This is a genomic window from Amycolatopsis roodepoortensis (assembly GCF_024628825.1).
GTDB classification, from domain to species: Bacteria; Actinomycetota; Actinomycetes; order Mycobacteriales; family Pseudonocardiaceae; genus Amycolatopsis; species Amycolatopsis roodepoortensis.
Genome location: NZ_CP102415.1, coordinates 3,318,851 through 3,331,127 on the forward strand (window position 1 = coordinate 3,318,851; position 12,277 = coordinate 3,331,127).

General features: G+C 71.2%; 1 protein-coding gene. It reads right to left on the reverse strand.

Annotated features, from left to right (window positions below):
- Positions 1-85: 85 nt before the first annotated feature.
- The gene (locus NQK81_RS15505; RefSeq protein ID WP_257488767.1) at positions 86-12,058 is read right to left on the reverse strand and encodes a non-ribosomal peptide synthetase; all 11,973 of its coding nucleotides are present in this window, start codon (positions 12,056-12,058) and stop codon (positions 86-88) included.
- Between the last annotated feature and the right edge of the window lie 219 nt (positions 12,059-12,277).

The window sequence follows — 12,277 nt, forward strand, 5'->3', positions numbered from 1 at the left end:
CTGCTCCTTGGTGAAGTGGGTGAGTGAACTCGCGTTCGCGATGGGGGTCGTGAGTGGCGTTTCGGGTTAGAACCCGAAACGCCACTCACGAGAACCCGGCCTCAAGCTGTTCCAACTGATCCGCGGAAAGTGCGACAAGCGAGCCCCCCACGCCCTCCGCCTGCGGTTCCGGGGTGGTCTCGCCTTCGGGCGGGATCTCCTTGACGAGCGTCGCCAGCCGTTCCGGTGTCTTCTCTTCGAACACCTGCCACGGGCTCAGTTCCAGCCCTTCGCGGCGGGCGCGGGCCGACAGCTGCATCGAGATGATCGAGTCGCCGCCGAGTTCGAAGAAGCTGTCGTCGGGCCCGACCTGCTCCAGGCCGAGCACCTCCGCGAACAGCTCGCACAGCTTCGCCTCCATGGCCGTGCGCGGGTCGCGGCCGGAGGACAGGCCGGAGAAGTCGGGTGCCTGGAGCGCCCGGTGGTCGAGCTTGCCGTTCGGGGTGAGCGGCATCTTCTCCAGCGCCACGAACGCCGCGGGCATCATGTACTCCGGCAGCCGGGCGGCCGCCATCTCGCGCAGCACCGAGGTGAGCGCAACGTCGGCCTCGTCCGCGGGCACGACGTACGCCACGAGCCGTTTGTCGCCCGGTCCGTCCCGGTGGACGGCGACCGCGACCTGCGCGACGCCCGGATGTCCGGCCAGCACGTTCTCGATCTCCGCGGGTTCGACCCGGTAGCCGCGCACCTTGACCTGCGCGTCGACGCGGCCGACGAAGATCAGCTCGCCGTCGGGATCCCAGCGGAACCGGTCGCCGGAGCGGTACATACGCTCGCCCGGCGTGAACGGGTCGGCGACGAACCGTTCCGACGTCAGACCCGGCCGTCCGAGATACCCGCGGGCGAGTCCGGCGCCCGCGATGTACAGCTCACCCGCGACCCCCGGCGGCACCGGCTGCAGGTACGCGTCGAGGATGTAGTGCTTCACGTTCCGGATCGGGCCGCCGAGCGGGACGACCTCGTGTCCCGGTGACAACGGGGCGCTCATGGTCGAGCAGATCGTCGTCTCGGTGGGGCCGTAGGCGTTGATGAACCGGCGCCCCGGCGACCAGCGGTCGACCAGCGCGGGCGTGCACACCTCGCCGCCGGTCAGCACGCCGCGCAGCGTGTCCGGCAGATCCTCCTCCACCGCCAGCACACTCGGCGACACCGTGAGATGCGTGATCCCCCACTGCCGCAGCGCGTCGCCGAGGGTCACCCGCGGCGGCATGCTCTCCGCGTCGGCCAGCACCAGGGTCGCACCGGCCAGCAAGGACATGTACAGCTCCGAAACGATGGCGTCGAAGCCGATCGCGGACAACTGCAGCACCCGCGAGGACGCCGTCACACCGAGGCGTTCGATATGCGCGGTCGCCAGGTTCCCCAGCCCGGAGTGAGTGACCTGGACGCCCTTCGGCACCCCTGTCGACCCGGACGTGTAGATCACGTACGCCGCGTCTGTCGTCTTCACCGACGGCAGCACGACCGACGGATCCGCGGCGGGAAGTTCGTCCAGCAGCAGGATCTCGCCGTCGAAGGTCTCCGGAACGACCGCCCGGGTAGCCGACGTGCAGACCAGCACCTGCGGCGCCGAACTGGTCAGCATCAGCTCGATCCGCTCGGCCGGATAGTCCGGGTCGACCGGGACGAACGCCCCACCGGCGAACGTCACGCCCATCATGGTCACGACGAGTCCGGCCGACCGTTCGACCAGCACCCCGACCCGGGACTCCCGCCGGACACCGAGTCCGACGAGCAACCGCGCCAGCGTCTCGACCTCGCCGAGCAGTTCGCCGTAGGTGAGGGTCCGCTTCGCGTCCTCGATCGCCACCGCGTCGCGCGACCGCTCCACCTGACGGCGGAACAGCACCGGCAGCGCCTCGGCCTCGAACGGCACCTCGGTCCGGTTCCACTCCTCGATCACCAGACGGCGCTGCTCGGGCCCGATCAGGGCGACCCGCCCGACCGGGATCCGCGGTTCGGTCACCACCTGGTCGAGCGCCCGGATGATCGAGGCGACGATCTCCTCGATCCGCGTCCGGTCGAAAACGTCCGGCCGGTAGATGACCTCGCCGTGCACGCCGCCGCCTTCGGAAGCGCGGATCGACAACGGATAGTGCCCGGTGTCGTCCGGGATCCCCGCCGGGCGCAGGGCGAGGACGTCGGGATCGTCGGACGGCGGGGGCGGCGGCGGGTAGTTCTCGAACACCACGATCGTGTCGAAGGCCGCGCCGGGACCGGCGAGCTGGTTGATCTCGGTCAGTCCGACGTGCTGGTGCGGCATCAGCGCGACCTGGCGTGCCTGCAGATCCGCCAGCATCTCCAGGAACGGCTGGGCGCCGGTGAGCCGCGCCCGGACCGGCAGCATGTTCATGAACAGGCCGACCGCGGATTCGACCCCGGGGATCTCGACCGGCCGACCGGCCACCGTGGTCCCGAAGACGACGTCGTCGCGTCCGGTCAGCCTGGCCAGCAGAAGTGCCCACACGCCTTGGAAAAGCGTGTTCGTCGTGACGCCGTGGCGCCGGGTGAACTCCATCAGTCGTCCGCTGAGATCTTCATCGAGTTCGAAGCGGACGCGATCCGGCTCGATGGGCACGGCGATCGTGTCCGGCGGCACCACGTGGGTCGCCTCGTCGAGTCCGGCGAGTTCGGTCCGCCACGCTTCCTTGGCCGCCGCCTTGTCCTGGCGGGAAAGCCAGGCGAGGTACTCGCGGTACGACGTCGGCGTGGGCAGCTGCCGGTCATCTTCGTACGCTGCCATCACCTCGCCGAGGAACACCGGCAGCGACCAGCCGTCGGCCGAGATGTGATGCGACCTGAGCACCAGCCGGTGCCTGCGCTCGGCGAACCGCACCAGATGCAGGTGCAGCAGCGGCGCCTTCGCCAGGTCGAACCGCTCGGCGTGCGATGCCGCCGCGAGCCGCTCGAATTCCGCCAGCGCCTCGTCCTCGGGCAGATGCGACAGGTCGGTTTCCTGCCACGGCACCGGAACATCGCGGACGACGGCCTGCACGGCGGTCCCGGAGCCGAGGCGGTGGAAACCCGCCCGCAGCGCGGGATGCCGGTCGAGCAGGGTCTGCCACGCCGCGCGGAACCGGGCGACGTCCAGCGGCCCGTCGAGGATGATGTCGCGGATACCGGCGTAGACGTCCGGCCCGCGCTCGTCGACCGCGTGGAACAGCAACCCTTCCTGCAGGGGGGAAAGCGGCCAGATGTCGTCCAGGCTCGGGACGAGGGCCTCGACGTCCGTCACTTCCTGCTGGGTCAGCGTGATGAGCGGGAAGTCCGACGGCGTGTGCCCGCCCGCGCCGCTCTCCGTGTGGAGGGCCAGCCCGGTCAGCATGTCGAGCCACGCCTGGCCGAGCGACTCCGCGTCGGCCTCCGTGAGCAGGCGTTCCGCCCAGGTCAGAGTCAGCGTGAACTCCCCGTCGAGCACGACCGCGTCGATCTCGACGGCGTGCCGCAGCGGCAGGTCGTCCTCCGCCGTGCCGCCGATGGTCCCGGCCAGCTGCCAGGGTTCCGCGTCGCCTTCGGGCCGTGCCGAGAACCGCCCGAGGTAGTTGAAGCCGATCTCCGGCGACGGCAGCGCCGCCAGCGCCTTCCCGGTCTCCGCGTCGAGATACCGCAGCATCCCGTAGCCGAGCCCGCCGTCCGGCACCGCTCGCACGTTTTCCTTGACCTGCTTCAGCAACTTGCCGGGCGTGTCCGCCCCGGCGGTGTCCAACCTCAGCGGATGGACGTCGGTGAACCAGCCGAGCGTCCGCGACAGGTCCATCCCGTCGAGCGGCTGACGGCCATGTCCTTCCACGTCCACCACGACGGAGGTGCCGCCACGCCACCGGGTGACCGCGCCGGCGAGGGTCGCCAGCAGTACCTCGTGGACGCCGCAGTGGAAGGCCGTGGTGGTCTTCTCGACGAGCACGCTCGCGCGATCCCTCGGCAGGGTCCACGACTTGCGCCCCGAAGTCGCGATGGTGTCGCGCCGAGGATCGAGTTCACCGATCCGCGCCTGCGCGCCGTCGAGGATTTCCGTCCACAGCTCCAGTTCCCCGGTCCGCGACGCCGCCTGATCGGCCAGCGTCCGCGCCCAGCGCCGGAACGAAACGGGCGGTGGGTCGAGCACCGGTTCCTCGCACGCCGCTTGCAGATCGGCCAGCAGGACACGCCACGACACCACGTCGACCGCGAGGTGATGGGCGGCCAGCACGAGCCGTCCCTCGGAGCCGGCATCCACCCAAACGGCCTGGAGCATCACGCCCGCGACGGGGTCAAGCCGTCCGGCGGCCTCGTGCGCGTGACGCTCTGCGATTTCGTCGAGGTCACCGGCTCCGGCCTCGACCCGCTGGAGCAGCGCCGCCGCGTCGACGGATCCGCGTTCGGCCACGACCAGGCGGGAATCGATCACCTGGCTCCGCAGCAGGTCATGGGTGTCGATCACCGCACGCAGACCGGCCGTCAGCACCTCGAGAGAAAGGTCGCCGGGCACGCTCGCCGTCACCCACTGCGCCAGCGCGCCCCGCGACATCGCGCCGGGATCGCGTTCGAGCAGCGCCCGCACGACCGGGGTCCACGGCACCTCGCCGACGCCGTCGGCTGCCTCGGCCTCCCGCACACCGCGTTCGGCGACCGCTGCGAGACCCGCGGGGGTCTTCTGCTCGAAGACCTGCTTGGCACCGAAGACGAAATCCTCGCGCCGGGCTCGGGCGGCCAGCCGCATCGAGAGGATCGAGTCGCCGCCCAGTTCGAAGAAGCTGTCGTCCGCGCCGACCCGGTCCAGGCCGAGGATCTCGGCGAAGAGATCGGTCATGACGCGTTCGGCCTCGGTCCGCGGTTCGCGGCCTGCCGGTTTCCCGGCGAATTCGGGGGCGGGCAGGGCGGCGCGGTCGATCTTTCCGTTGAGCGTCAACGGGAACGTGTCCAGCACCAGCACCACCGCGGGCACCATGAACTCCGGCAGCCGCTCCGCGAGCCGGGTGCGGACCGCTTCGGATTCCAGTCCCGATTCCGCGGTGACGTAGGCGATCAGCCGCTTCTCGCCGGGACGTTCCTCCCGCGCCACCACCACGGCCTGCGCGACGTCGGGCAGCGCGGTCAGCGCCGCTTCGACCTCGCCCGGTTCGACGCGGTAGCCCCGGATCTTCACCTGGGAGTCGGCCCGGCCGCCGAACAGCAGCTCGCCGTCGTCGGTCCAGCGCGCGAGGTCTCCGGTGCGGTACATGCGCTCACCGGCCGCGAAAGGGCTCGCGACGAAGCGCTGCGCCGTCGCGGTCGGAGCGCCCAGGTAACCGTGCGCCAGACCGGCACCGGCGAGGTACAGCTCGCCGGTCACGCCCGGCGCCACCGGCTGCAGGAACGCGTCGAGCACGTACGCCTGCCTGCCGGCCAGCGGTCCGCCGATCGGCAGGACGTCGCCCGTCCCGGCACCCGGTTCGAGGACGAGCCAGGTGGCGCACAGCGTGATTTCGGTGGGGCCGTACAGCTGCCGGAACCGGACGTCCGGGCAGGCGCGGCGCATCCGCTCGACGGAGGCGAGCGGCACCGCGTCGCCACCGGTCAGGATCTCCCGCAGCCCGGTGAAGGATTCGGGTGCTTCCTCGGCCACCACGCGGAAAGTCCCGGCGGTCAGGTGGATGGTGGTGACACCGCGTTCGACCGCTTCCCGCACCCGCTGCGCGTCGACCGCGCCCGGTTCCGCGACCACGACGGCGGCCCCGCTCACCAGCGGCACCCAGATCTCGACCAGCGACGCGTCGAACGCGTGGGAAGCGTGCAGCAGCACGCGATCTCCTGGCCCCTGCGACCAGCCCGGGTCGCCCGCGAGCGCCGCGACACTGCCGTGCGGCACCGAAACACCCTTCGGCACGCCGGTCGATCCCGACGTGTACATCACGTAAGCCGTGTCGTGCGCGCCGACGATGACCGGCGGCGCCGCGTGCTCCGTCGCGCCCATTACCACCGGCTCGACGCCGTCCGGCACCGAATCACGGCTAGCCGCCACGCAGATCGCCAGCGCCGCACCGGAATCGCCCAGCATCCGCTCGATCCGTTCGGCGGGGTAGTCCAGGTTCACCGGAACCTGCGCCGCGCCGGCCTTCCAGACCGCGAGCAGGGCGACGATCAGATCCGCGCCGCGCTCCATCACGACACCGACGCGGTCACCGCGCCGCACCCCGCGCGCGGCCAGATCCCCGGCCAGCCCGTCGGATTCCCGGTCGAGTTCGGCGTAGGACAGCGTGCGATCCCCGTCGACGACCGCCACCGCTTCGGGGGATTTCGCGGCCCGCCGCCGGAACAGCTCCGGCACCGTGACCCCGGATGTCGCCTCGCCTGTCGCGTTCCACCGCTCCACCACGGAGACGCGTGCCGGTTCGCTGGTCACACCGAGGCGGCCCACGGGAAGCGAGGCCTCCGCCGACACGCGCTCCAGCACCCGAACGACCTGCCTGGCGACCTCGGCCGCGGTCCCGGCGTCGATCCGGTCGGGCCGGTAGGCCACGCGGATCAGCAGGCTCTTGCCGGGCGAAACGCTCATGGTCAGCGGATAACCGGTGCCGGTCCGGGTCTCGACCGCGCTGATCGCGACACCGCCGTCGTCACCGAGACCGTCGGCGTCGTGCGGATAGTTCTCGATCATCACGATGGTGTCGAAGACCGCGCCCGAACCCGCCGCGCGCTGCACCTGCGACAGCCCCAGGTACTGGTGCTCGGACAGCGCGGACTGCCGGGCCTGCAGATCCTGGAGCATTTCCAGCACCGGCAGATCCCCGTCGAGACGCACGCGGACCGGGACGGTGTTGATGAACATCCCCACCATCTGTTCCACGTCCGGCACGTCCGCGGGACGCCCGGAGACGACCGTCCCGAACACGACGTCCGTCCGGCCGGCCAGCCGCGACAGCACCAGCGCCCACGCGCCCTGCACGATCGTGCTCAGCGTCAGGCCGTGACCGCGGGCGAAGCCGGTGAGCGCACGCGTCGCGGCCTCGGGCAGCAGTTCGGCGTGCTCTCCCGGCACGACCATCGCCTTGTCCGCGTCGGCGTCCACGACGGTCGGCTCGTCTGAACCGGCGAGTTCGGCCCGCCACGCCGCCCGCGTCGCCTGCTCGTCCTGGCGGCTCAACCACGTCAGATAGTCCCGATAGGACGGTGACTTCGACGGCGCCTGCCCGCCCGCGTACGCGATCGACACCTCACCCAGGACGAGCGGCGTGGACCAGCCGTCCAGGAGAACGTGGTGCGACGTCAGCACGAACCGGTGCCGCACCGGGCTCAGCTTGATCAGCATCAGCCGCAGCAGCGGCGCCTTGGTCACGTCGAAGCGCTCCGCCTGGTCTTCGGCGAGCAGGCGTTCGATCTCCGCGGCCGCGTCCGCTTCCCCGACGTGCGACAGATCGACCGTGCGCCAAGGGATTTCCGCTTCGGCGGCGACGACCTGCACCGGCTCGCCGGAAGCCAGCTGGTGGAAACCGGTCCGCAGCGTCTCGTGCCGGGCGACCACCTGGTTCCACGCGGCGCGCAGCCGCTCGGCGTCGAGCGGCCCGTCGAGGTCGAGGATCCGCTGGCTCTGGTAGACGTCGACGCCGTCGTCGGCGACGGCCCGCTCGAAGAGCATGCCTTCCTGGAGCGGCGAAAGCGGCCAGATGTCGGTCAGCCCCGGCGTCGCGGCTTCCAGCTCGGTCACGTCCTGCTGCGCCAAGTCGACGAGCGCGAAGTCGGACGGCGTGTGCCCGCCGGCGGTGGCATCCGCGGCGAGCGCGTTCAGCGTCGCCAGCCAGGCCTCCCCGAGACGTTCCACCGTGGCGGGGTCGACGTCCCGGCCGTCGATGGCCAGCCCCAGCCGGGGCCCGTCCGGCGTGTCCTGGACCTCCGCACCGACCTCCACGGGGTGGGCCAGGATCATGTCCGGGCCACCACCGAGCGGCCCTTCACCCGCCGGTTGCCATGCCGGGTCCTTGGCGGAAAGGCTTGTCCGGCCGAGGTAGTTGAAGCCGATCTGCGCGGACGGCAGCTCCGCGAGCCGGGCGCCGGTGTCGGGGTTGAGGTACCGCAGGAGCCCGTAGCCGAGTCCGTCGCCGGGAACCGCACGGATCTGTTCCTTGGCGGTCTTCAGCAGGTCCCCCGCGGTGACGTCGAAGCGGACCGGGTGCACGCTGGTGAACCAGCCCACGGTGCGCAGCAGGTCTTCGCCGTCGGCGGCCTCGCGGCCGTGGCCTTCGACGTCCACGAGCACTGCGCCGCCGGTTCCGCGCAGCGCGCCCGCGAGACCCGCCAGCAGGACGTCCTGGATCCCGCAGTGGAAGGCGTTGGGCAGCCGGGTCAACAGGTCGTTCGCCGCGTCCCCGGACACCGTCGCGGACCACGAGTGCGTCTTGCCCGGGCTCGGTTCCACGGCCGGTTCCGCGCCGTCGAGGAGGGCGATCCAGCGTTCGGTTTCGGCCACGGTGCGCTCGTCGCGCGCCTGCTCGGCCAGCCGCCGCGCCCACTGCCGGAAGGGCGTCGTCACGGGTTCGAGCGCCGCGCCTTCGTAGGCCGAGCGCAGATCGGGCAGCAGGATCCCCCACGAGACCGCGTCGACGGCCAGGTGATGCGCCACCAGCGCGAGCCGTCCCTCCCCGGTGTCAGGAGAGTCGATCCACACCACGCGCAGCATCGCCCCGGCCGCCGGGTCCAGCGTGGCCGTCGCCGTCCGGACCTCGCGTTCGGCGGCCTCGTCCAGGTTCCCCGCGACCACCCGTGTCACCAGGGCGGCCGCGTCGACCGCACCAGGCTCGGGCACGATCAGCCGTCCCGATTCCACCCGCGCCCGCAGCAGGTCGTGCGTGTCCAGCAGCGCTTGCACGGCCTTGACCAGCGTGTTCTGGTCGAATTCGGCGGGGGTGACGATCACCCGTGCCTGCGCGAAGCCGGGGCGCACGGCGTTCTCGCCGAGGGCGAGCATCACCGGCGTCATCGGGATCTCGCCGACCCCTGACTCCACTGTGGACGGTGCTGCGGCCTCCTTGGCCAGCGCCGCCAGCCGCTCGGGCGTCCGGTGCTCGAACACCAGCCGCGGCGTCAGGGAGATCCCCTCCCGCCGGGCGCGGGCGGCCACCTGCATCGACGAGATCGAGTCGCCGCCCAGTTCGAAGAAGCTGTCTTCGACGCCGACCCGCTCCAGCCCCAGGACGTCCGCGAATACTCCACAAAGGACTCGCTCGTCCTCGGTCGCGGGTTCGCGGCCCGCCGCCTTCGAGGAGAAGTCCGGCTCGGGGAGCGTCTGCCGGTCCACCTTCCCGTTGACGGTCAGCGGAAGTTCGTCCAGCACCAGGATCGCGGCCGGGATCATGAACTCGGGCAGCGTCTCGGCGAGTCGCCCGCTCAGGCGCGCCGGGTCGAGATCCTGCCCCGCTTCGGGGACGGCGTAGCCGATCAGCTGCTCACCACGGGCGATCACCACGGCCTGGGCGACCCCGGGCAGGCGGCCGAGCGCGACCTCGATCTCCCCGGGCTCCACCCGGTAGCCGCGGATCTTCACCTGGTCGTCGGCGCGGCCGGCGAACGCCAGCGTGCCGTTCTCCGTCCAGGATGCGAGGTCCCCGGTGCGGTACATGCGCCCGCCGGGCACGAACGGATCCGCGACGAAGCGCTCGGCCGTCAGCGTCGAACGGCCCAGATAGCCTTGCGCCACACCGGCTCCGGCGACGTACAGCTCACCCGGCAGCCCCGCGGGCACGGGCCGCAGGAACGCGTCGAGCACGTAGACCCGCCGCCCCGCGAGCGGACGGCCGATCGGCAGCACCGATCCCATCTCGTCACCGGGTTCGAGCACCCACCACGTCGCGCACAGCGTGGCCTCGGTGGGCCCGTAGAGATGCCGCACCCGTACGTCCGGGCAGGTCCGCCGCACCCGCTCGACCGCCGCCGGCGGCACCGCGTCACCACCGGTCAGCACCTCGCGAAGCCCGGCGACCGACTCCGGTGCCTCCTCCGCCAGCACCCGGAAACTCCCGGCCGTCAGGTGGGCCGCCGTGACGCCGTCCGCCACGTAGCTCGCCAGCGCCGCGCCGTCCACCGCACCCGATCCGGCGAGCACCACCCGGGCGCCCGAGACCAGCGGCACCCACAGCTCGAACAGGGAGATGTCGAAAGCGTGCGAGGCGTGCATCAAGACCGCGTCGCCGGGGCCGACGTCCCAGCCCGGTTCGCCGACCAGGGCGGCGACGTTGCCGTGCGACACCGCGACACCCTTGGGCATGCCCGTCGAGCCCGACGTGTACATCACGTACGCGACATCGTCCGCCGTGGCGCCGATCGACAGCCGGGCGGACTCCGCGACCGCCCGCCGGGTCTCGGGATCGTCGAGGACGATCGGTGCGAGACCTCCGTCCAGGACGGCGTCCCGGTGCGCTTCCGTGCACACGACCGCCGACGGCTCGGCGTCCGCGAGCATGAACTTCACGCGTTCCGCCGGGTACGCGGGGTCCAGCGGGATGTACGCAGCGCCCGCCTTCCACACCGCGAGCAGGGTCGCGATCAGCTCGGGCGACCGGTCCATCACGACGGCGACCCGGTCGCCGCGCCGGACTCCCTTGCCGCTCAAGTACCCCGCGAGCCGTTCGGCGCGCTCGGCCAGTTCCCCGTACGTCAGCGTTTCGTCGCCGGCGACGACGGCGACCGCGCTTTCGTCCTGACGCGAGAACAGATCCGGTGCCAGGACGTTCGGTTCGGCCTCGGCCGAGACACCCCACCGGCCGACCGTTTCGCGCTCGGCCGCGGTGGTGACGTCGATGTCGGCGACGGTGAGGTCACGCGACAGCTGGCGCAGCACGCCGGTGAACCGCTCGACGATGTTTCGCGCGGCGGCCTCGTCGAACAGGTCCGTGAGGTAGTCGAGTTTGACGAGCATCGACTCGCCGGGGACCGCGACCAGCGTCAACGGGTAGTGGGCCGCCTCCTGCCCCTGGTTCACGCGAATGCCGAAGGGCGCGGCGGAATCCGGCCCGCCGAGCTCGCGCGGGAAGTTCTCGAAGACGATCATGGTGTCGAAGCTCGCGCCGGGTCCGGCGGCCTGCTGGATGTCCGCGAGCCCGACGAACTGGTCGGGGATGAGTGCCGACTGCCGTCTTTGCAGCTCCGCCAGCATCTCGACGACCGGCGCCGAACCGCGAAGCCGCGCGCGCACCGGGACGGTGTTGAGGAACAGCCCCACCATTCCTTCCACGCCGGGCAGATCCGGCGGGCGCGCCGAAACGACCGCGCCGAACACGACGTCCGTGCGTCCGGTCAGTTGCGCGAGCACCATCGCCCACGCGCCCTGCACGACCGTGTTGAGCGTCAACCCGTTGCCGCGGGCCAGGTCCTCCAGCGAGCGCGTGAGCTCCGAGGGCAGCTCGACCGTGACGCTCTCGGGAACGCCGGGCGCGCGTCCCGGATCGGCGGGCGCCACCAGGGTCTGCGCTTCGAGGTCACCGAGTTCGTCCGTCCAGGCCGCGAGCGCCTTCGTCTTGTCCTGACGGCTCAGCCACGCGAGATATTCGCGGTACGGCGTCACTTCCGGCAGCTCCGCCGCCGCGTACAGCGCCGACAGCTCGTCGAACACGATGGGCAGCGACCAGGCGTCCATGATCGCGTGATGGCACGTGACCACGAGGCGGTGGCTGTCGTCGCCGAGCCGGATCAACGTCAGCCGCAGCAGCGGCGCCGTCGCGAGGTCGAACCGCTTCGTCCGGTCCTCCTCGGCCAGCTCCCGTACGGCCGCATCGGGGTTTTCGAGGTGGGACAGGTCGATCTCGCGCCAAGGCAGTTCCACCTGCCGGGCGATGATCTGGACCGTCTCGCCGGTTTTGCGCTGCCGGAAGCAGGCGCGCAGCGACGCGTGCCGCGCCAGCAACGCCTCCCACGCCGCGCGCAGCCTCGCCGCGTCCACAGGGCCGTCGAGCTCCAGGACCCAGTGTCCGATGTAGACGTCGAGCCCGTCACCGTCGTAGACCGCGTGGAAGACCAGCCCTGCCTGCAACGGCGACAGCGGCCAGATGTCCTCGATCCGCGACTGAGCCATCAATATCTCCCTCGATCAGCGAAGTTCTTCGGCGAATCCCGTCCTGCGCGAAGTCGAGGCGCCGACGTCGAATGCGGCATGTCCCCCCACCGAATCGTCGCCCGAAGGGCCGACCCGGACAACATGTCCAACGGGCCCCGTTTTCTGCCGTGAACGCGGGGGTGTGTGGAAACAGGGACGTTGAGTGTCCCTATTTCCACACACTTCCTACTGAACGTC